The following is a 19,146-nucleotide window of genomic DNA, read 5'->3' on the forward strand; positions in this document are numbered from 1 at the left end:
CGCGTCAGCTCCACGTGTTCCTCATTTTCCCGCAGTTGACCGAGATTTGCTTAGCCTTACCTATCTTGTGCAACTCCCGTGTGACAAGACCGACTTCACGTGACCTAGATCCTACTTAGGTAAGCCTTGCCTGTCCGCCTGGGGGCTGGCTATGTTTCAGCAGGGCTTCCCGGCGCCGCACCGACCACGCGGCCCGCTCCGGAGGGCCTTCTTCTCCATGCCCGTAGACCAGCAACGCGCCCCGCACCCCCCGCACTGGAACGGACAGTCACCCATGCCCACGGGAACCGCACCCGTACGCCTGCTCGACCCCGACTCGGTGGCCGAACTGACCGCCGCCGCCCGCACCCTCCTGGCCAGGTACGACGGGTTGTCGGCCCACCCCGGCCTGCTGGCCGAAGTCCCCGCCGCGGCCGCCTCGTTGAGCGACGCGATACGCCACGCCTGCCGCCCCGTCGACACCGCCGACGGCCTGTTCGTGCTGCGCGGCATGCCCGTCGACGACACCGAGATCGGCCCCACACCGAGCCACTGGTCGACGGCCGGTGACGCCGGAGCCGTATACGACGTGGTCCTGCTGCTGCTCTCGACGGTGATGGGCACCCCCATCGCCTGGGAGGGCCAGCAGGAAGGCCGTTTCGTCCACAACATCGTGCCGTCCCCCGGCCACGAGGAGGAGCAGACCGGCGCCAGTAGCAGCGTGCTGCTCAGCCCGCACACCGAGGACGCGTTCCACCCCGGCCGGGCCCATCTGCTGATCCTCGGCTGCATGCGCAACCACGACTCCGTCGCCACCACCGCCGCCAGCATCCGCCAGGTCGAACTCGACGACCACGAGGTGGAGTTGCTCAGCCGTGCGGTGCTGCCGATCCTGCCCGACGACGCCTACGAGGAGGCCCAGGGCTACGCCGGCGAGCCACCGGCCGTGCCCACGCTCTGGGCGTCCGAGGAGGGCCTGACCCTGCGCTTCGACCCCGCCTACACCCCGCTGGACCAGGCACCCGAGGACCACCGCGCGGCCTACGCACGACTGGAGGACGAACTCGCCCGCGTGAGCGTCGCGGTGAGCCTGAACCCCGGCGAGGTCCTGGTCGTCGACAACGATCTCGTCGTTCACGGCCGGGTCCCCTTCCGGGCCCGCTACGACGGCACGGACCGCTGGCTGAAACGTTCCTCCGTGCGGGTCGGGGGCCGCGGCACCAGGCCGCCCGCCGAGGAGTCGGAGCACGGCTACGGCCAGGCCGCCGTGGAGGCCTACGCATGACCCGCATCGACCGTCCGGGAGGGACGACCGTGACGCCCGACGACAAGACCCTGCGCGTGCTCAGCACCAGCGACGTGGCCGGCATCGACATCACGCTGACCGATGTCGTCTCCGTGGTGGAGCAGGCGTACCGCACCCTGGCGGACGGCCGCTCCGACAACCCGCGCAAGCTCACCGTCAAGCCCGAGGACGGCCACTCCGTCGCCTACGCGATGCTCGGCCGGGACGGGGTGCGCGGGGTCGTCGCGATCAAGACCTCCTACAAGTACGGCCTCCACGAGGACCGCGACAAGCAGCACTACTACACGACGCTCACGCTCTACGACGACGAGACCGGCCTGCCGGTCGCCATGCTCGACTGCGGCCGCATCGGCGCCCTGCGCACCCCGGCGGTCTCCGCCCTGCTGGCCCGGGAGCTCGCCGCCCCGGACAGCCGCAGCGCCCTCGTCATCGGCACCGGCACCCAGGGCCGGCTCGCGCTGCCGTTCCTGCTGACCACCCTGCCGGACCTGGAGCGGCTGATGCTCTTCGGCACCCACCCGGACGGCATCCGGGCCGTGCGCGAGCAGCTCCACGCGCACTTCCCCGACCGGGAGCTGGAGATCGTCACGGACCTCAGGGCCGCCGCCGCGGACGCGGACGTCGTCCTCGCCACCGCCGGGCCGGGCACCCCCGCGTCCGTCGAGGCCGAGTGGCTGGGGCCGTCCGCGCTGTCGGTGCTGATCGGGTACGGCATCGCGCCCTCCACCCTGCACACCGCCGACCGCGTCATCGCCACCAGCGAGGCCCAGATGCGGGTCACCGGCACGGACATGGCCGGCGCCGACGGCGAACTCCGGGCCGTGCACGCCGAGTTCCCGGAGGTGCTCGCGGGCCGCGCCGAGGGCCGCACGGACCCGGGGCAGCGGATCTTCGCGTACAACAGCGGGCTGGTCGTCACCGACATCGCTCTCGGCCACCGGTTCGCCCAGCTCGCGCTCGCCCAGGGCCTCGGCACGGCGGTGCCGCTGTGGACGTGACGACCGCCCTCCCCTCCCACACCACCGAGGAGGTGCGCGCGCTCCTCGAACCCCTCGGCAGCTCCCTCCTGCACGAGCTGGGCCACGGCCTCGGCGGGCCCTACCACGTGCTGTTCCCGCGGCGGTTCGACGCGAACGCCGCCTCGTTCCGGGCGGCGTTCACCGCGGCGGGCGTGGACGGGCGCGTGTACTACGCCAAGAAGGCCAACAAGGCGTCCGTGTTCGTGGAACGGGCCGCCGGGGCGGGCCTGGGCGTGGACGTGGCGAGCCACGGGGAGCTGCGCGAGGCGCTCGCGGCCGGGGTGCGCGGCACCGACCTGGTGATCACCGGCCCGGCCAAGGACGACCATCTGCTGCGGGTCTCCGTGCTGCACGGGGCGCTGATCGCCGTGGACGCCCTCGACGAACTCGACCGCGTCCTCGCCCTGGCGCGCGAACTGGGACGCACCGCACAGGTGGTGCTGCGCCTCCTTCCGCCGGGGCAACCGCACAGCCGCTTCGGCCTGGACGAGACCGAGACGGCGACGGCCCTCGGCCGCTGCCGCACCGAGCACGTGGACATGGCGGGCTTCAGCTTCCACCTCTCCGGCTACGACATCCAGGAACGGGCCGACCTGGCCGCCCGGGCGGTGCGGCTGTGCGCGCACGCCCGCACCCTGGGGCTGCGCGCCGACCGGGTCAGTGTGGGCGGCGGCTTCGCGGTGGACTACGTGGGCGCGGACGACTGGCGCCGCTTCCACGAGAGCACCCGGCCCGAGCACTTCCACCGGCGCAAGACCTTCCCCGGCTACTACCCGTACCACTCCCCCGTCGCCGGCGCGGACGCCCTCGCCGCCCTGCTCGCCTCGACCCCGGCGGACGAGACGTCGAGCCTGGCCGACCTGGTGCGTCGGGCCGGGGTGACGCTGCTCGTCGAGCCGGGCAGGGCACTGCTGGACCAGGCGGGGTGCAGCGTCTTCCGGGTCCAGGGCGTCAAGGAACGCGACGGCTACGACATCCTCACCGTGGACGGCAGCAGCCTCAGCCTGTCCGAGCAGTGGTTCGAGAGCGAGTTCCTGCCCGACCCGGTCGTCGTCCCCGCCGACCGGGCGGACCTCGCCGACGCGGGCCCGTATCCGGCCTGTGTGGGCGCCGCCACCTGCCTGGAGTCGGACCTGCTGACCTGGCGCAAGATCCCCTTCCCCGTCCGCCCGGCCACCGGGGACCTGCTGGTGTACCTGAACACGGCGGGCTACCAGATGGACTCCAACGAGTCCCCGTTCCACGAACTGCCGCTGCCGCCCAAGGTCGTCGTCGAACCGCCGGCCCACGACTCCCCCTCCGTCCGCCCCCACTGGCGTCTCGACCGCCACCCGTAGGGAGTTCCCCGCCATGAGCCACCCCCACCCACTGCACCGTCCGCCCGTCGTCCGCCAGGTCTCCGAACTCATCGGCGCCACACCGCTGTTCGAGCTGTGCCGCACGGAGAGCGACGCCCGGCTGCTGCTGAAGCTGGAGCAGTTCAACCCGACCGGCACGGCGAAGATACGCATGGCCCGGCAGATGGTCGTCGACGCCGAGGAGCGCGGGCTGCTGCGGCCCGGCGGGCGGATCATCGAGTCCACCTCCGGCAACACCGGGCTCGGGCTCGCCGTGGTCGCCGCCGAGCGCGGCTACACGTTCACCGCGGTCGTCGACCACCACGCGTCCAAGGACAAGCTGCGCGCCATGAAGGCCATGGGCGCCGAACTGGTCTACGTGGCCGCCGAGGGGGACGAGGACCTCGCCACGGCCGCGCGCGAGGAGCTGGCGGAGCGGATGGCCGCCGAGTCGGACAACGCGTACTTCACCGAGCAGCACAACAACATGGCCAACGGCGTCGGTTACCACCCGGTGGCCCGGGAGTTGGACGCGGCGCTGGACGGCCGGATCGACATCCTGATCGGCGCGGTCGGCACCGGCGGCGGACTGTTCGGCACCGGGGGCGCGCTGCGCGCGACCGTGCCGGACGTGCGGATCGTGGGGGTCGAGCCCAAGGGGTCCATCGCCTTCGGGCCACCCGCGCACGACTACCACCAGTCGGGCACCGGCACACCGGAGGGCGCGACGATCGGCGCCATGGTCGACTACAGCCTGCTGGACGAGGGCGCGAAGGTCGGTGACGTCGAGGCGTTCGCCACCGCCCGCGCCGTGGCCCGCCGCACCGGGCTCATGCTCGGCGGCTCGGCCGGCGGAGTGGTGTACGAGGCCCTGACCCGGATGGCGTCCCTCGCGCCGGGGACGACTATGGTCGCCCTGATCAACGACGGCGGGGAGAAGTACCTGGACACGGTCTTCGACGACGACTGGATGGACGCCCGGGACCTGCTCTCCCCCGACACCGAACGCGAGGTGGACGAGCTGCTCGCCAAGCTCCGCCGCGTCGCGCCGGACGTCCAGGGGTAGTTCGTCCCGTCGTCAGCGTCCCCCCACCTCAGGAACGGAAGTCGATGCCGCCCGCCCTCGCCCGCCTCCTCGGCGACAGCCGCGCCCTCGCCACGCTGGCCGTACCGCTCGCGCTCACCCAGCTCGCGCAGGTCGCCCTCACCACCACCGACACCGTCATGATGGGCCTGATCGGCACCGAGGCCCTCGCTGCGGGCGGCCTCGCCATGGTGATCTTCAACCAGTTGCGCACCATGGGCGTCGGCATGGTCACCGCCGTCGGCAACCAGGTCGCGGCGGCCGACGCGCGGGCGGAGTCGGCCGACGCACCGGAGGCCGCCGAGGACGAGGTCCGGGACCTGGTCAGGGCGAGCCTGCTCCTGTCGACCCTCGTGGGGGTCGTCGGCGCCGTGCTGATGGTGCTCATCGGGCACGCCGTGGTCTGGCTGGGCCAGGACCCGGAGGTGGTCGACGCCGCGAAGCCGATCCTGTACACGATGGCGCCGGGTCTGATCCCCTGCCTGTGGTTCCAGGCGATACGGCAGTTCACCGTCGGCATGCGCCGCCCGCAGGCCCTGCTGCGCATCACCCTCGTCTCGATCGCCGTCAACGCCGGCCTCAACTGGGCCTTCGTCCACGGCACCTGGATCTTCCCGGAGCTGGGCCTGCCCGGCATCGGCCTGGCCACCAGCCTGGTGTACGCGCTGTCCTGCCTGGCCCTGTACCTGTCCGCCCGGCGCGACCCCCGGCTGGCCCCCGTCCTGTCGCTCAGCGTCTGGAAGACCCGCCCCGCCACCCTGCGCCGGCTGACCGGACTCGGTACGCCGATCGCCGCCACCTACGGCTCCGAGGCGGGCTTCTTCTTCGTCGTCGCCCTGTTCGCGGGCAGCTTCGGCACGGCGGCGCTGGCCGCGCACACCGCCGTCAACCAGCTCGTGTACATCGTCTTCCAGATCGCCGTCGGCCTCTCCCACGCCGCGTCCATCGGCGTCAGCCGGGAGCTGGCGCTGCACAACCTGGCGGCGGCCCAGCGGCTGAAGGCCACCGCCGTGGCCTGCGCGGCGGCGGTGATGGCCGTGGTCGGGCTGGTGTACGTGACCGCGCCCGGCCTGGTGCTCGCGCCGTTCTTCGACACCGGTGACGCCAAGGCGGTCGACATCGCCACCCAACTGCTGCTGGTCGCGGCGGTGCTGCAGTTCTTCGACTGCGCGCAGAACATCGGCGTCGGCCTGCTGCGCGGCCTCGACGACACCAAGGGCGGCTTCCGCGTCACCCTCGTCGGCTACTGGCTCGTCGGCCTGCCCGCCGCCGCTCTCCTCGGCCTCGCCCTGGGCCTGGACACCCTCGGCATCTGGCTCGGCCTCCTCACCGGCCTCGCAACCACCGCGGTGCTCCTCCTGCGCCGCTTCGACCGCGGCCTCGGCCGGCTGCCCCGCCCCACGGAAGCGGAGCCTGCCCAGGCCTGACCGGCGGCGCCACGACGGACCGCCGGGGCGTCCGGGTCGGGGCGCCGTGCTCGCGCCGACGGCGGTGCCGCCGGGGGCCGCAGGTGCCGCAGCTGACGGACCGGGGCACGACGACCAGGTCGCCGGGGGCGACGGCGGTCACGGCGTCACCGATGTCGACGACAGGGGCGACGCACTCGTGGCCGAGGGCGAAGGGCGGCTCGATGAAGGCGTGGCCCGCCAGGATCGCCGAGTCCACGTCGCAGGAGGTCGCGGCGGCCGGCACGACGACCGCCTCGCCGGCCGACCGGACCGGGGGTCGGGCGCCTCGCGTCACTCGACCATGCGGAGGCCGGCGTACGTCGGCTCACGTATCGGCCGCTCCGGTGGGGGCCAGGAGCTGCGTGGCGGCCAGCCGTGCGACCACTGACGCGAGGGGGGTGTCGGGCTCCGCGTGCCGCGCACGGTGTGTCATGCCCCCCAGCCTGGAAGCCCTGCCTCCGCACGCCCATCCGGCACCCGTCGGGTCGACCCCCGCCGAGTGGCGGGAGGAGGTCGTCATCGGGACGCACACGGGCCTGGACCGACGGAAACGCGGCTGCTGGGGTCCGCTCGGGTCGGGTAGCGTGCGGGGCATGTCGAGTCCTGAGTCGGATGACTCGGGGGCTTTCGGTCACGCCGTCAGCCCCCTGAACCACTGAACGCGTAGCCCTGTCGTCGTACCGCCCTGCGCGGTGGGACGAGGGCGCGCTCCGGGCTGGCCACGGTGACGAGATGACCCTCTCGTGCTTCTCCTCACCTCGGAGCCACTCGATGCCTCTCCCCCTGTATCTGCTCGCCGTGGCGGTCTTCGCCATGGGCACTTCGGAGTTCATGCTCGCCGGCCTCCTGCCGGACATCGCCTGGGATCTCGGCGTCACGGTCGGGACGGCGGGCACGCTCACGTCGGCCTTCGCGATCGGCATGGTCGTCGGCGCTCCCCTGGTGGCCGCGCTCGCCCGCGACCGGCCCCCGCGCTCCGGCCTCCTCGGGTTCGTCCTCGCCTTCGCGGCGGCGCATGTCGTGGGCGCCCTCACCACGAGCTTCACCGTCCTGTTCGCCACCCGAGTCGTCGCCGCGGTCGCGAACGCCGGGTTCCTCGCCGTCGCCCTGACGGCGTCCGCCGCGCTGGTCCCGCCCGACCGGAAGGGACGCGCGCTGGCGGTGCTGCTGTCGGGCACGACGGTGGCCACGGTCGCCGGTGTCCCCGGCGGGTCGCTGCTCGGCACGTCGCTCGGCTGGCGGGCCACGTTCTGGGCCGTCGCCGCGCTCTGCCTGCCCGCGGCGCTCGGCATCCTCAAGGGGATCCCGGCAGGACACGGGAACGCCGAGGCGACCGCCAGGCCGTCCCTCACCGTCGAACTCGCCCAACTCGCCCGGCCGCGACTGCTCCTGGTGATGCTGCTGGGCGCACTGGTGAACGCGGCGACGTTCGGCGGCCTCACCTTCCTCGCCCCCGTGGTGACCGGCACCGCCGGGCTGAGCGAGTGGTGGGTCTCCGTCGCCCTGATGCTCTTCGGCGCCGGGGGCTTCGTGGGCGTGAGCGTCGCCGGCCGGCTGTCCGACCGGCGCCTGAACCAAGTCCTCGCGGTCGGCGGGCCGTTGCTGCTCCTCGGCTGGCCAGTCCTGGCGCTGCTGGCGGCCGAGCCGGTCGCGCTGCTGGTCCTCGTGTGCGTGCAGGGCGCCCTGTCGTTCGCGGTGGGCGGCACGCTGATCGCACGGGTCCTCCACGAGGCGGCGGGAGCACCCACCATGGCCGGCTCGTACGCGACGGCGGCGCTCAACATCGGCGCCGCCGCCGGCCCCGTCATAGCCGCGACCACCCTCGGCACCCGGGCCGGGGCCCTCGGGCCGCTGTGGGCGAGCGGAGTTCTCGTCGCGGTCGCGCTGCTCGTCGCGCCGCTGGTCGCACTCCCCCTCCGTACCGCCGTCGCGGCCCGCCGGGGCACGGAGGAGGGTGCGTGATCCCGCCTAGGGGAGCGTGATGCCGAGGCGCTCCGCCAGTTCGTCGGCGGAGACGCCGTACGTCTGCCGGATCCGTACGCCGTCGGGGCCGACGTCGAAGACGCCGCAGTCCGTGTAGACGCGGCTGACGCAGCCGACGCCGGTGAGCGGATAGGAGCAGCGGGGCACGAGCTTCGGCTCACCGGAGCGGGTGAACAGCGTCATCATCACGTAGACGTCCTTGGCCCCGATGGCGAGGTCCATGGCACCGCCGACGGCGGGGATGGCGTCGGGCTCACCGGTGTGCCAGTTGGCGAGGTCGCCGTCGAACGCCACCTGGTACGCCCCGAGGACGCAGACGTCGAGGTGGCCGCCGCGCATCATCGCGAAGGAGTCGGCGTGGTGGAAGTACGCCGCGCCCGGCAGCTCGGTCACCGGGACCTTGCCGGCGTTGGTGAGGTCGGGGTCGACCGCGTCGCCCTCGGCCTTCGGCCCCATGTTGAGCATGCCGTTCTCGGTGTGCAGCACCACCCCGGAGTCGGCCGGCAGATGGTCGGCGATCTTGGTGGGCTGGCCGATCCCGAGGTTGACGAAGGCGCCCGCCGGGATGTCGCGTGCGATGACGGCGGCCAACTCGTCCATCGAGAGCCGGTGGTCGGCGGTCATCGGCGGCACGGCGTCCGCCGGACCGCTCGCCGGGCTCCCCTCCGCGGTCGCGTACCCGGTCGTCGGTGTGGTGGTCATCGCGCCCCCTGCACGGTGTAGTGACGGGCCTCGACCTGGACGATCCGGTCGACGTAGATGGACGGGGTGGCCACGGCCTCGGGGTCGAGCTGCCCGGCCTCGACGACCTGGTCGACCTGGACGATGGTCGTCGTCGCGGCCGTGGCCATGACCGGTCCGAAGTTCCGGGCGGTCTTCCGGTAGACGAGGTTGCCCATCGTGTCCGCGCGGTGGGCGCTGATCAGCGCGTAGTCGCCCTTGATCGGGTACTCCAGCAGATACTTCCGGCCGTCGATCTCCCGCTCCTCCTTGCCCTCGGCGAGCGGAGTACCGACCGCGGTGGGGCAGTAGAATGCGCCGATGCCGGCACCGGCCGCGCGCATCCGCTCGGCGAGATTGCCCTGCGGCACGACCTCGAGTTCGACCTTCCCGGCACGGTAGAGGTCGTCGAAGACCCAGGAGTCGACCTGGCGCGGGAAGGAGCAGAGCACCTTGCGCACCCGGCCGGCGGCGAGGAGCGCGGCGAGCCCGACATCGCCGTTGCCGGCGTTGTTGGACACGATGGTGAGGTCCTTCGCCCCCTGCCTGATGAGCGCGTCGATCAGGTCGAACGGCATGCCCGCCAGGCCGAAGCCCCCCACGAGCACGGTGGACCCGTCCTCGATGCCGGCGACCGCCTCGTCGGCGCTCCGCAGGATCTCCGCCCTGCTCATGCGTCCACCCCCGTCACATCGCAGTTCTCCAGGACGACGGCCAGGCCCTGGCCGACCCCGATGCAGATCGCGGCGACGCCGTAGCGCTGCCTCGTCTCCCGCAGCACCTTGGCCAGCGTGCCGAGGATCCGGCCCCCCGAGGCGCCCAGGGGGTGGCCGATGGCGATGGCACCGCCCTTCTGGTTGACGAGGGCGGGGTCGACCTTCCACGCGTCGAGGCACGCGAGGGACTGCACGGCGAACGCCTCGTTGATCTCGACCGCGCCCACCTGGTCCCAGCCGATGCCGGCCCGGGCCAGCGCGCGGTTCGCCGCCTCGACCGGCGCGTAGCCGAAGTCCTGCGGCTCCAGCGCCATCACCCCGCGCCCGGCGATCCGGGCGACCGGGTCGGCCCCGATCGCCGCCGCGGCCCCCTCGCTGCCCAACAGCACCGCGGAGGCACCGTCGTTGAGAGGGCTCGCGTTGCCCGCGGTGATGGTGCCGCCCTGCTCCGGCGTGCGGAACACCGGCTTCAGCCCGGCGAGCACCTCCGGCGTGGACCCGGCGCGGATGCCCTCGTCACGGGTGAGGTCGACGCCCTCGACCGGCGCCACCAGGTCGTCGTAGAAGCCCGACTCCCAGGCCGCGTGGGCGAGTCGATGGGAGCGGGCGGCGAACTCGTCCTGCCGTTCGCGGGTGATGCCGAAGCGCTCCCGGAGCCGCTCGTTGGCCTCGCCGAGGCTGACCGTCCACTCCTTCGGCATGCGCGGGTTGACCAGCCGCCAGCCGAGCGTGGTCGACACCGCGGTGACGTCGCCGGCCGGGAACCCCTTCGCCGGCTTGGGCAGCACCCACGGGGCCCGCGTCATCGACTCCACGCCGCCGGTCAGCACCACCTCGGCGTCGCCGGACTCGATCGCCCGGCTCGCGATCATCGCCGCGTCGAGGCTGGACCCGCACAGCCGGTTGACGGTGCTGCCGGGCACGCTCACCGGGAGCCCGGCGAGCAGCGCGGCCATCCGGCCGACGTTGCGGTTCTCCTCGCCGGCGCCGTTGGCGTTGCCCCACACCACGTCGTCGATCGCGGCCGGGTCGAGCCCGGGCACCGTCGCGAGCGTCGAGGTGATCGCGGCGGCGGCGAGGTCGTCGGGGCGGACACCGGCCAGCGCGCCGTTGAAGCGGCCGAAGGGCGTCCGCGTCGCGGCGTAGATGAAAGCACTCATGGAGGCGACGCTAATCCAGGCCCGCGATATTCTGAAGTACGCATATCCGACCCGATTGATATGGACGACATATGGATCTGCGGCACCTGAGGTACTTCGTGGCGGTGGCCGAGGAGCGTCACTTCGGGCGGGCCGCCGAGCGGCTCCACATGGCCCAGCCGCCGCTCTCCCAGCAGATCCGGCAGCTGGAGGCCGAGCTGGGGGTCGAGCTGCTCCGCCGCACCACGCGCCGGGTGGACCTCACCGAGGCGGGCCGCGCCTATCTCGCGCGGGCCCGGGCGATCCTCGGCGACGTCGACGAGGCCGGCCATCACGCCCGGCGCGTCGCCGCCGGCACCGTGGGGCATCTCGCGATCGGGTGCGTGGGCTCGGCGACGTACAGCCTCCTGCCCACGCTCTCGCGGCGACTGTCGGAGGCGCTGCCCGGTGTCGACTTCTCCTTCCGCGGCGAGATGCTCGCACCCGACCAGGTGGAGGCGCTGCGCACCGGCGCGATCGATGTCGCGCTGCTGCGCCCGCCGTCTGCCGATCCCTCGCTCACCGTGCACGCCCTGCGCCGGGACCGGCTCGTCGTCGCCGTGCCGGTCGACCATCCGCTCGCCCGCCGGAAGCGGCTGCGGGTGGCGGACCTGGCCGGGACCGACCTGATCGTGCACTCCGCCGACCGCCGGTCGGTGATGTACGACGTCGTGATGGCCCTCCTGCGCGGCGCCGGGGTCGAGCCGCACGTCCGGCACGAGGTCGGCGAGACGTCGACGCTGGTCACGCTGGTGGCCGGGGGCCTCGGGGTGGCGGTGGTGCCCGAGCCGGTGACCGCGCTGGCGCTCGACGGCGTCGCGTACCTGCCGCTGGCCGCGGCCGACGCCCGCGTGGAGCTGGCCGTCGCCCACCGCGCCGACCGCGCGGAGCCGCACCTGGAACGCACGGTGGGGATCATCAGGGCGGCGTTCTGAGAGGGACTTCCGGGGGCGCGGTGGCGGTCGGAGCTGCGACGCGGACGGGATGCCCGCACGCTGGAGATCGGGGGCACGCTGTCCGCTGGGCCGGGGAAGGAGGCCGACACGGCGAAGGGCCGGGGCAGGGGCAAGAGGCTGGAGGAGGGCGACAAGGTCGCCTGGGGCAGTCACGGCGGCCGGGCCGAGGGCGAGGTGGAGAAGGAGATCACGGAGCGGACGGAGGCGGCGGGCAGGACGGTGGACGCCTCGCCCGAGGACCTGCAGTACCAGGTCCGCAGCGAGAAGTCCGGCCGCTCCGCGGTGCACAAGCCGTCCGCGCTGAAGAGGAAGTGACGCCGCGTGGAGGGCACGGAGCGCAAAGGAGGCCGGAGGCTGAGAGCTCCGAACAAAAGGGGAGTCCGATCAGCTCGCGGCGTCTGGTGCGTGCGACGGCAACGCGGCGAGCGTGCGTGCCAGGCGTCGCGAGCCGGGCTCCCCTTTTGTTCGGAGCTCTAAGTGACGGCAGGCGGCGGGGCGGGATCCTCGCCGCGGCCTCGAACCCCTTTGCGGAACTCGATCGGGGACCGGCCCGTGCGGTGCGTGAAGTACTTGCTGAACTGGGAGGGGTTGAGGAAGCCGAGCTGCTCCGCGATCTGCGCCGCGGTCCGGTCGCCGTGCGCCAGCAGGCGTTTGGCCTCCAGTACGACCCTGCGGTCGACGAACTCCTTCGCGCTGATCCCCGCGTTGGCCAGCGTCGCCCGGGAGAGGGTGCGTCCGGAGTAGCCGAGCGCACGGGCGTAGTCCTCCACGCGCCGGGTGCGGGTGAAGTCCCGTTCGACCGCGTCACGGAACCGCAGGTACGTCTCGTCGGGGTCCGGAGCGGGAACGCCGGCCGGGACCGTGAGGTGGGCGAGCCGCAGCAGGAGGACCGCCAGAAGATGCCGCAGGGCCGCCCTGTGCACCTCCAGCGGGAGATGGCCGAGCGCCTGGAACTCCTGCCTCAGGTGCTCCGCGGCCAGGGCCACCGCCTGGGCGTCGTCGGCGGCGGGCGTGACGACGACGGGGGCGTGCGGGTCGTCGACCCGGGCGGCGGTCGCGGTGGCCGCGTCGAGCACGTCCTGCTGGAACAGGACCAGCGTGCCCTCGGCCCGGTCGAGGTCACCCCACTGCTGCACCTGCCCGGGGCGCACCCACAGCCAGGAGCCGGGCCGCAGCACGTAGTCGTCGAAGTCGACGGTGTGCCGCAGGTCGCCCGTCGTGAGCGTGAGCAGGTGGTGGAACTCCGGGCGCTGCGGGCGCTCCAGGGAGTGCGCGGAGACACGGCCGCGCAGCGCGGCCAGTGACATGACCTCGATCCCGGTGGGGGTGCCGGCGGGCGCGACGAAGGGGATCCTGACGATCTCCTGAGAGGAACCGTGTCGGTTTTTGGCCATCATCAGTCGGAAGTTTATCCAGGTTTTCTCGGGTTTCGTCGTACGTTGGTCGTGCCGCCCAGAAACCGGCGCTTGCTCATGGCGGAAACCGGAAAGGACGTACGCCTTGTGAGCGCCATGACGCTCCTGATCGCCGCCGGCGCCGGTCCGAGCGCCGCCGGTTACGACTACCTCCGCCCCCACACACAAGAGGAACGGCACATCATGTCCGACGTACCCACCGCATTCCCCGCCTCCGCAGACTCCGTTGTCGCGCTCACCGGTTCCACCGGGCGTCTCGGCGGGCGGGTGGCGCGCCGGCTGGCCGAGCGCGGTGTCCCGCTGAGGCTCGTGGTGCGCCGCCCCGAGCGCGCTCCGAAGCTCCCCGGCGCGGTGGCCGTGCGCGGGGACTACGCCGACCGGGCCGCCGTACGGCAGGCCCTCGCGGGCACCCGTACCGTCTTCATGGTGTCCGCCTCGGAGAGCGCCGACCGGCTCGTCCAGCACCGGGCGTTCGTGGACGCCGCCGCGCAGGCGGGAGTCCGGCACCTGGTGTACGTGTCCTTCTTCGGAGCGGCGCCGGACGCCACGTTCACCCTGGCCCGCGACCATTTCCACACCGAGCAGCACATCCGGGCCAGCGGCATGGCGTACACGTTCCTCCGGGACAACCTCTACGCCGAGTTCGTCCCCGACATCGTGGGCGAGGACGGCGTGATCCGGGGGCCGGCCGGGCAGGGGCGCGCCGCGTTCGTCGGTCAGGACGACATCGCCGACGCGGCCGCCGCGGTACTGAGCAGCCCGGACGACCACGCGGGCCGCACTTACGACCTGACGGGACCCGAGGCGCTGACCCTGGACGAGGCGGCCACGATCCTGTCGGCGCGGCTCGGGCGTACCGTCACCTACCGGCCGGAGACGGTCGAGGAGGCGTACGCCTCGCGCGCCTCCTACGGCGCCCCGCCGTGGCAGCTCGACGCCTGGGTGTCCACGTACACGGCCATCGCGGCCGGTGAACTCGACGGTGTCAGCGATGCCGTGCCCCGCCTCACCGGTCACCCCGCCACACCCCTCGCGGAGGTCGTCCGCGGCCTCGGGGACTGACCCCCGTCCTGCCCGCCTCCATCCCGAGCCGCCTGTCACATTCTGACCACACGAAGTCGCGTTCTGAGCCGGTCGAGCCGCCGTCGGCGGCCTAATTTGAACACATCACCGTTCGACCGGCGTGGGTGACCTGCCGAGGCCCGTCCCCGCACGTCCGCATCCGAGGGAAACAGTCATGAGCAACGCGAAGAACACCGTTCTCCAGGCCGCCGCAGAGCTGTTCGGCGACAAGGATCCGTCCGCCGTGGACCGCTGGGTGGCCGCGCACTACACACAGCACAGCGCGCTCGCCGCCGACGGCCCCGAGGCCCTGCGCGGGCTCGTCGCCTCCCTCGGCGAGGACTTCCGCTACGAAGGCGCCCGCGTCATCGCCGACGGCGACCTGGTCGCCCTGCACGGCACGTACTACGGCTTCGGGCCCGACCCGCTCGTCGGCTTCGACGTCTTCCGCGTAGACGCCGACGGCAAGCTCGCCGAGCACTGGGACGCCCTGACCCCGCTGGTCGAGAAGACCGTCTCGGGTCGCTCCCAGACCGACGGGCCCGCCGAGGTCACGCGGGCCGACCTGACCGAGGCCAGCCGTGCCCTGGTCACCGAGTTCGCGCGGAAGGTCCTCGTGGGCGCCGACTACTCGGTGCTGACCGACTACATCTCCACCGAGACCTACCACCAGCACAACCCCGAGGCGGCCGACGGCCTCGACGGTTTCGGCGCTGCCGCGGCCGCCTGGGCCGAGCAGGGCAAGAACCTCGTCTACAAGAAGGTCCATCGCGTCATCGCCGAGGGGGAGTTCGTGCTGACGCAGTCCGAGGGCGAGTTCGGTGCGGCGGTCGCCTACTACGACCTGTTCCGCGTGGCGGGCGGCAGGATCGTCGAGCACTGGGACGTCATCGCCCCCGTACCGGCCGAACTCCCGCACGGCAACGGCCTGTTCTGACCGGCCGCCGGAACACTGCCCGGAGCCTTCGATGATGCCGATCCTTCCGCCATGCACTCGGCGTGAGCGGCGCCCGTGTGGCGCGCTGAAGGGGACCCGTCCGGCAGCTCCGCAGCTCCGCCCCGGCGCGGGTCGCGAAGCTATCGTGCGGGGTGTGACGTTCAGTGGTGGTGGGGCCGGTGATGTGAGGCGGCCGGGTGCGCGGCTGCGGGTGACGGTGGACGCTCTGCGCACGGCCAAGGCCGAGAGCCCGGAACTCTTCTCGTACCTGCTCGGCGGGACCGTCGACGAGGAGACGGCGCGGACCGCGGCGGCGGAGGGGGTGCCCGCGGAGTTCCTGGACTTCTGCCGTGTGCTGGACGGGGCGAGCTGCGGCCCGTCGGTGCAGCTCTTCGGTCTGGAGGAGGCCCTCGGGCACCAGTTCTACTGCGATCCGATCGTCGACTGCGTCCTGCCGCTGTCCCCGGAGAAGTTGTTCTGCGTCGGCATGATCCATGAGACGCCGGTCTACGTCGACCGGGCGGGCGGCGGTGTCCTCGGCATCCCCGACGAGCACCGCGAATGGCCGGACGCCGAGCGCTTCGAACATCTGGCGCCCGGCCTGGAGGAGTTCTTCGTGGAGCGGCTGGCGACCGCCGAGTACGTACGGATCGGGCTGGTCGACGACGAGTTGGCGGAGTACGACGAGTGGCTGACCCTGCTGCGTCGGGCGGGGCTCGCGGCCTGACCCCGCCCGCGCCTACAGGGCGATCAGCCCCGCCGCCGTCTCCCTGAAGCCGCACGCGTCGAAGTAGAACGGCCGCAGACGCTCCTCGAAGTCGACGTGCAGCCAGGCGCAGCCCGCGTCACGGCTCCCCTCGGCTGCCGCCCTGATCAGCGCCGCCCCCACCCCGTTGGACCGGGCGGCGCGGGCCACGACCGTGTCCAGGACGAACGCGTGGGCTCCCCCGTCCCAGGCGACGTTGACGAAGCCGACCAGCCGGCCCTGCCCGTCCCGGGCGCAGACCCAGCCGAGGCTGTGGCGCCGCAGCCTCGCCTCCCAGTCCGTCCGGCCGACGGGGTGGCCGAACCCTTCCGCGTGCAGCTCGTTGAGAGCGGAGTTGTCGACGTCGCCCCGCCACTCGTACGTGATCGTCATGGCGCCACCGTAGTGACCGGTGTCGATCGTGCCGGGCCAGTCGTCGTCGCCCCAGGTCGCCACGTACAGCTGGGCCGCGGGGCGGTCGCCGCCGGACGCGGCGGCCGCCGTCCACGGGACGCAGACCGCCGCCGGCCCCGCCCAGACGGTCACGCCGAGGCGGCTACGCCGTCGTCGCCCCCGTTCCGCGTGTGCCCGTACGTCCGTCATGGGCCTGCTCCTCCGCTCGTCGGGGCCTCCGTCGTCGAGGCGAAGCGGCGGCGGGCGGATCGGCCGATCGTCGCTGCCCGGCCGACTTCGATAGCCGTTCCCGCCCGCACCGGCCGACCCTCGTCGCGCCCGGCACGCCCTACGGCGAGGGCGGGCGACCCGACTTACAGGACGAGGCTCATCAGGATGGCGTCCCGGTCGTCGCCCGGCGCGATGCGCAGCGCGCCGGGCCAGCGGCCGACCTCCTCCCAGCCGACCTTGCGGTAGAAGTCCTCCAGTCCCACCCCGCCGCGGGTGGAGAGTTGCAGGCGCTCCAGGCCCATCTCGTCCCGCGCGATGTCATGGACGCGGTGCATCAGCCCGGCGCCGATGCCGAGGCCCCGGAAGCGGGGATGGGTCTGGACGTGGTTGACCGTGCCGCAGTGCGCGCCGAGCGGGTGCGGTTCGCGGCGGAGGACCAGCCAGCCGGCGAGCGAACCGCCGACGGTCGCGACGAGGAGCCTGCCGCGCCCCGGATGCAGGGTGCCGACGAGGCCGTCGACGACAGGCGCGACGTCCTGCGTGCTCACCGGCAGCGGCGGGAACTCCGTGGCGAGCACCGCGCCGCCCGCGTTCGCCACGTCCTCCCAGCAGTCGGTGAGTTCCTTCCGCAGGCTCGCGGTGACGTCGTCGGGCCGGGTGAACTGCGCGAACCGAGGGGATCTCTGCACCGTCATGTCCGTCAGCGTGGCAGAAGCACCCGCGATCCGCGGGTGAAGCGCGAGGGAGGCACGCGGGAGGGCGCACCTGAGGGTCACCGCCCGAGTGCGGGACGTCGCGGGGGCCGTGGATATGCTCGCCGTCCGGCTCCCTGGCCCGGCCGGACGTGCACGCGGCCCGGACCTCGGCGCCGACGCCCGCAGGACGACCCAAGGCAGCGAGAAGAGCACCGTGACCACGTACGACTACGAGAAGGACGGGGCGGAGATCTACCGCCAGTCCTTCGCCACCATCCGCGCGGAGGCCGACCTCGCGGCCCTGCCCGCCGACGTGAGCCAGGTCGCCGTCCGGATGATCCACGCCTGCGGCATGGTCGACCTCGTACGGGACCTGGCGTACTCGCCGGGCGTGGTGACCCGTGCCCGCGAGGCGCTGCGCGCGGGGGCACCCGTGTTCACGGACGTCCGGATGGTGGCCAGCGGAGTGACCCGCAAGCGGCTGCCCGCCGACAACGACGTGGTGTGCACGCTCGCCGACCCCGCCGTCCCCGAGCTGGCGGCGAAGCTCGGCACCACCCGCAGTGCCGCCGCGCTCGAACTGTGGCGGGACCGGCTGGAGGGCTCGGTCGTCGCCGTCGGCAACGCGCCGACCGCCCTGTTCCGTCTCCTGGAGATGATCGAGGAGGGCGCGCCCCGGCCCGCCGCCGTCATCGGCGTCCCCGTCGGCTTCGTCGGCGCCGCCGAGTCCAAGGACGCGCTGGCCGCGAACGCCTCGGGGCTGGAGTACCTCGTCGTACGCGGCCGACGCGGCGGCAGCGCCATCGCCGCCGCCGCGCTCAACGCACTGGCGAGCGAGGAGGAGTGAGGGGGACCGGGGTGGCCCCGTCGCGGACGTGACCGAGGGCGAGGGCACCACGGGCGCCGAGGGCCCGAGCGGCGTGGAGGAAGCGAGTGCCGACGGCACGGGCCGGGCGGGCTCGGGCCGACGGAGCGCGGGCGTCGAGGGCCGTGGTGGCCTCGGCCGCGCCTTCCCCGGTCAGCGGCCCGTGAGGTGTTCGTCGACCCAGCGGGCCGCCGTCTCGGGGTCCGTCGCCACGGGGACGCCCTCGGGCACCGGGGGCCTGCGGACCACGACCACGGGCAGGCCGGCCTCGCGCGCGGCGGTGAGCTTCGGTGCGGTGGCCGCTCCCCCGCTGTCCTTCGTCACGAGCACGTCGACGCGGTGGCGGCGCAGCAGCGCGCGCTCCCCGTCGAGGCTGAAGGGACCCCGGTCGAGCAGGACCTCCATGCGGGCCGGGTGCGGGGCCTCGGGCGGCTCCACGGACCGTACGAGGAACCACAGCTCGTCGAGTCCGGCGAAGGCGCCCAGGCCCAGGCGCCCGGTGGTGAGGAACACCCGCCGGCCGAGTGCGGGCAGCAGGGTCGCGGCGTCCGCCAGGGACGCGGCCTCGTGCCAGTCGTCGCCGTCCGCCGGGACCCAGCCGGGGCGGCGCAGGGCGAGCAGGGGAACATGGGCGTCGGCGGCGGCCCGCGCCGCGTGGAAACTCATGGTCCCGGCGAAAGGATGGGTGGCGTCGATGAGCGCGTTCACCCGGTGCTCCCGCAGCCACACGGTGAGGCCCTCGGCTCCGCCGAAGCCGCCCACGCGGACCTCGCCCGGAGGCAGCCGCGGACCGGTGACCCGTCCGGCGAGGGAGCTGGTCAGGGTCAGGTCGGGCCGGCCGTGGAGGAGTTCGGCGAGGCGGCGGGCCTCCGTGGTTCCGCCGAGTATCAGCACGTGCATGGGGGTCCGGGTCCGTTCATGAACAGCAGTGACGAGCAGCGCGGCGGCGAGTCGCCCGGTACGGCGAAGGGCGGTCGCGCGGCCCAACTCAAGCACACCGGGCTGCGGCCCGGCTGGACCACCGGCGCCTGCGCGACGGCGGCGACGACGGCCGCGTACACCGCCCTGCTGACCGGG

General features: G+C 73.2%; 21 protein-coding genes. 13 read left to right on the plus strand and 8 right to left on the minus strand.

Annotated elements, in window-relative coordinates; translation table 11 throughout:
- Nucleotides 1-274: 274 nt before the first annotated feature.
- The 5 genes from M8J73_RS38020 to M8J73_RS38040 are packed head-to-tail and all read left to right on the plus strand — an operon-like array spanning nucleotide 275 to nucleotide 6,152.
- Nucleotides 275-1,264, plus strand: coding sequence for a TauD/TfdA family dioxygenase (locus M8J73_RS38020; protein WP_055541206.1), 990 nt, complete (start codon nucleotides 275-277; stop codon nucleotides 1,262-1,264).
- Nucleotides 1,261-2,283, plus strand: a complete 1,023-nt coding sequence (locus M8J73_RS38025; RefSeq protein WP_079055093.1) for an ornithine cyclodeaminase — start codon at nucleotides 1,261-1,263, stop codon at nucleotides 2,281-2,283. Before M8J73_RS38020 ends, M8J73_RS38025 begins: the two co-directional genes overlap by 4 nt.
- A complete protein-coding gene (locus M8J73_RS38030) occupies nucleotides 2,274-3,641 on the plus strand; it encodes an alanine racemase (protein WP_308408376.1) in 1,368 nt (455 codons plus the stop codon). Before M8J73_RS38025 ends, M8J73_RS38030 begins: the two co-directional genes overlap by 10 nt.
- Nucleotides 3,642-3,654: 13 nt before the next feature.
- Nucleotides 3,655-4,707, plus strand: a complete 1,053-nt coding sequence (locus tag M8J73_RS38035) for a cysteine synthase family protein (protein WP_249829650.1) — start codon at nucleotides 3,655-3,657, stop codon at nucleotides 4,705-4,707.
- 44 nt (nucleotides 4,708-4,751) lie between these two features.
- Nucleotides 4,752-6,152 (plus strand): MATE family efflux transporter, encoded by a 1,401-nt coding sequence (locus M8J73_RS38040; RefSeq protein WP_055538116.1) that lies wholly within the window; start codon nucleotides 4,752-4,754, stop codon nucleotides 6,150-6,152.
- Here M8J73_RS38040 and M8J73_RS45665 read toward each other — a convergent pair.
- Entirely contained in the window at nucleotides 6,052-6,468 is a 417-nt protein-coding gene (locus tag M8J73_RS45665; RefSeq protein ID WP_372504085.1) for an alcohol dehydrogenase catalytic domain-containing protein, read from the minus strand. The two genes, M8J73_RS38040 and M8J73_RS45665, sit on opposite strands and share 101 nt — an antisense overlap.
- 476 nt (nucleotides 6,469-6,944) lie before the next feature.
- On the opposite strand from M8J73_RS45665, the gene M8J73_RS38050 reads away from it, so the two are divergent.
- The gene (locus M8J73_RS38050) at nucleotides 6,945-8,135 is read left to right on the plus strand and encodes a Cmx/CmrA family chloramphenicol efflux MFS transporter (protein ID WP_249829651.1); all 1,191 of its coding nucleotides are present in this window, start codon (nucleotides 6,945-6,947) and stop codon (nucleotides 8,133-8,135) included.
- 6 nt (nucleotides 8,136-8,141) lie between these two features.
- On the opposite strand, the gene M8J73_RS38055 is transcribed toward M8J73_RS38050, so the two are convergent.
- From M8J73_RS38055 to M8J73_RS38065, 3 genes are read right to left on the minus strand one after another with little or no spacing between them, the layout of a single operon-like run.
- The gene (locus tag M8J73_RS38055) at nucleotides 8,142-8,858 is read right to left on the minus strand and encodes a 3-oxoacid CoA-transferase subunit B (protein ID WP_055541119.1); all 717 of its coding nucleotides are present in this window, start codon (nucleotides 8,856-8,858) and stop codon (nucleotides 8,142-8,144) included.
- Nucleotides 8,855-9,550 carry a 3-oxoacid CoA-transferase subunit A gene (locus M8J73_RS38060; protein ID WP_055541118.1) on the minus strand — a complete coding sequence of 232 codons (696 nt, stop codon included), beginning with the start codon at nucleotides 9,548-9,550 and terminating at the stop codon, nucleotides 8,855-8,857. Before M8J73_RS38060 ends, M8J73_RS38055 begins: the two co-directional genes overlap by 4 nt.
- Entirely contained in the window at nucleotides 9,547-10,752 is a 1,206-nt protein-coding gene (locus M8J73_RS38065; RefSeq protein WP_055541117.1) for a thiolase family protein, read from the minus strand. Before M8J73_RS38065 ends, M8J73_RS38060 begins: the two co-directional genes overlap by 4 nt.
- Nucleotides 10,753-10,823: 71 nt before the next feature.
- Here M8J73_RS38065 and M8J73_RS38070 point away from each other — a divergent pair, with 71 nt between their 5' ends.
- Both M8J73_RS38070 and M8J73_RS38075 read left to right on the plus strand, forming a co-directional pair.
- Nucleotides 10,824-11,705: a LysR substrate-binding domain-containing protein gene (locus M8J73_RS38070; RefSeq protein WP_249829652.1), complete on the plus strand. Its 882-nt coding sequence runs from the start codon at nucleotides 10,824-10,826 to the stop codon at nucleotides 11,703-11,705.
- A gap of 138 nt (nucleotides 11,706-11,843) precedes the next feature.
- Nucleotides 11,844-12,041 (plus strand): hypervirulence associated TUDOR domain-containing protein, encoded by a 198-nt coding sequence (locus M8J73_RS38075; protein WP_249829654.1) that lies wholly within the window; start codon nucleotides 11,844-11,846, stop codon nucleotides 12,039-12,041.
- A 158-nt stretch (nucleotides 12,042-12,199) separates the two neighbouring features.
- On the opposite strand, the gene M8J73_RS38080 is transcribed toward M8J73_RS38075, so the two are convergent.
- Complete coding sequence (locus M8J73_RS38080) at nucleotides 12,200-13,123, minus strand: helix-turn-helix domain-containing protein (protein ID WP_206188063.1); 924 nt, start codon at nucleotides 13,121-13,123, stop codon at nucleotides 12,200-12,202.
- A 201-nt stretch (nucleotides 13,124-13,324) separates the two neighbouring features.
- Here M8J73_RS38080 and M8J73_RS38085 point away from each other — a divergent pair, with 201 nt between their 5' ends.
- The 3 genes from M8J73_RS38085 to M8J73_RS38095 all read left to right on the plus strand — a co-directional run bounded on the left by M8J73_RS38085 (nucleotide 13,325) and on the right by M8J73_RS38095 (nucleotide 15,867).
- On the plus strand, nucleotides 13,325-14,203 hold the full coding sequence (locus M8J73_RS38085) for an SDR family oxidoreductase (protein WP_055542880.1): 879 nt from the start codon (nucleotides 13,325-13,327) through the stop codon (nucleotides 14,201-14,203).
- A 175-nt stretch (nucleotides 14,204-14,378) separates the two neighbouring features.
- Nucleotides 14,379-15,140 (plus strand): nuclear transport factor 2 family protein, encoded by a 762-nt coding sequence (locus tag M8J73_RS38090; RefSeq protein ID WP_055542876.1) that lies wholly within the window; start codon nucleotides 14,379-14,381, stop codon nucleotides 15,138-15,140.
- A 154-nt stretch (nucleotides 15,141-15,294) separates the two neighbouring features.
- Nucleotides 15,295-15,867 (plus strand): hypothetical protein, encoded by a 573-nt coding sequence (locus tag M8J73_RS38095; RefSeq protein ID WP_240501753.1) that lies wholly within the window; start codon nucleotides 15,295-15,297, stop codon nucleotides 15,865-15,867.
- Nucleotides 15,868-15,879: 12 nt separating this feature from the next.
- On the opposite strand, the gene M8J73_RS38100 is transcribed toward M8J73_RS38095, so the two are convergent.
- Both M8J73_RS38100 and M8J73_RS38105 read right to left on the minus strand, forming a co-directional pair.
- Entirely contained in the window at nucleotides 15,880-16,278 is a 399-nt protein-coding gene (locus tag M8J73_RS38100; RefSeq protein WP_055542878.1) for a GNAT family N-acetyltransferase, read from the minus strand.
- A gap of 374 nt (nucleotides 16,279-16,652) precedes the next feature.
- Nucleotides 16,653-17,204, minus strand: a complete 552-nt coding sequence (locus tag M8J73_RS38105; protein ID WP_055542875.1) for a GNAT family N-acetyltransferase — start codon at nucleotides 17,202-17,204, stop codon at nucleotides 16,653-16,655.
- 214 nt (nucleotides 17,205-17,418) lie between these two features.
- Here M8J73_RS38105 and M8J73_RS38110 point away from each other — a divergent pair, with 214 nt between their 5' ends.
- Complete coding sequence (locus M8J73_RS38110; RefSeq protein WP_055542877.1) at nucleotides 17,419-18,051, plus strand: precorrin-8X methylmutase; 633 nt, start codon at nucleotides 17,419-17,421, stop codon at nucleotides 18,049-18,051.
- Between the two features lie 171 nt (nucleotides 18,052-18,222).
- Here the strand turns inward: M8J73_RS38110 and M8J73_RS38115 are convergent, their stop codons facing one another.
- On the minus strand, nucleotides 18,223-18,969 hold the full coding sequence (locus M8J73_RS38115) for a cobalt-precorrin-6A reductase (RefSeq protein WP_055542874.1): 747 nt from the start codon (nucleotides 18,967-18,969) through the stop codon (nucleotides 18,223-18,225).
- Between the two features lie 18 nt (nucleotides 18,970-18,987).
- Between M8J73_RS38115 and M8J73_RS38120 the strand changes: the two genes are divergently transcribed.
- Nucleotides 18,988-19,146, plus strand: a 159-nt coding sequence (locus tag M8J73_RS38120; protein ID WP_505016643.1) for a cobalt-precorrin-5B (C(1))-methyltransferase, incomplete at its 3' end; no start/stop codon positions are given.

Origin of the sequence: Streptomyces neyagawaensis, from assembly GCF_023516595.1 — a bacterium.
GTDB lineage: Bacteria > Actinomycetota > Actinomycetes > Streptomycetales > Streptomycetaceae > Streptomyces > Streptomyces neyagawaensis.

Bases quoted from the DNA above. Each gene is read 5' to 3' on its own strand.
- M8J73_RS38020 (WP_055541206.1), top strand. From the start codon at position 275: ATGCCCACGGGAACCGCACCCGTACGCCTGCTCGACCCCGACTCGGTG.
- M8J73_RS38025 (WP_079055093.1), top strand. From the start codon at position 1,261: ATGACCCGCATCGACCGTCCGGGAGGGACGACCGTGACGCCCGACGAC.
- M8J73_RS38035 (WP_249829650.1), top strand. From the start codon at position 3,655: ATGAGCCACCCCCACCCACTGCACCGTCCGCCCGTCGTCCGCCAGGTC.
- M8J73_RS38040 (WP_055538116.1), top strand. From the start codon at position 4,752: ATGCCGCCCGCCCTCGCCCGCCTCCTCGGCGACAGCCGCGCCCTCGCC.
- M8J73_RS38050 (WP_249829651.1), top strand. From the start codon at position 6,945: ATGCCTCTCCCCCTGTATCTGCTCGCCGTGGCGGTCTTCGCCATGGGC.
- M8J73_RS38055 (WP_055541119.1), bottom strand. From the start codon at position 8,858: ATGACCACCACACCGACGACCGGGTACGCGACCGCGGAGGGGAGCCCG.
- M8J73_RS38060 (WP_055541118.1), bottom strand. From the start codon at position 9,550: ATGAGCAGGGCGGAGATCCTGCGGAGCGCCGACGAGGCGGTCGCCGGC.
- M8J73_RS38065 (WP_055541117.1), bottom strand. From the start codon at position 10,752: ATGAGTGCTTTCATCTACGCCGCGACGCGGACGCCCTTCGGCCGCTTC.
- M8J73_RS38070 (WP_249829652.1), top strand. From the start codon at position 10,824: ATGGATCTGCGGCACCTGAGGTACTTCGTGGCGGTGGCCGAGGAGCGT.
- M8J73_RS38080 (WP_206188063.1), bottom strand. From the start codon at position 13,123: ATGATGGCCAAAAACCGACACGGTTCCTCTCAGGAGATCGTCAGGATC.
- M8J73_RS38085 (WP_055542880.1), top strand. From the start codon at position 13,325: ATGTCCGACGTACCCACCGCATTCCCCGCCTCCGCAGACTCCGTTGTC.
- M8J73_RS38090 (WP_055542876.1), top strand. From the start codon at position 14,379: ATGAGCAACGCGAAGAACACCGTTCTCCAGGCCGCCGCAGAGCTGTTC.
- M8J73_RS38100 (WP_055542878.1), bottom strand. From the start codon at position 16,278: ATGACGATCACGTACGAGTGGCGGGGCGACGTCGACAACTCCGCTCTC.
- M8J73_RS38105 (WP_055542875.1), bottom strand. From the start codon at position 17,204: ATGACGGTGCAGAGATCCCCTCGGTTCGCGCAGTTCACCCGGCCCGAC.
- M8J73_RS38115 (WP_055542874.1), bottom strand. From the start codon at position 18,969: ATGCACGTGCTGATACTCGGCGGAACCACGGAGGCCCGCCGCCTCGCC.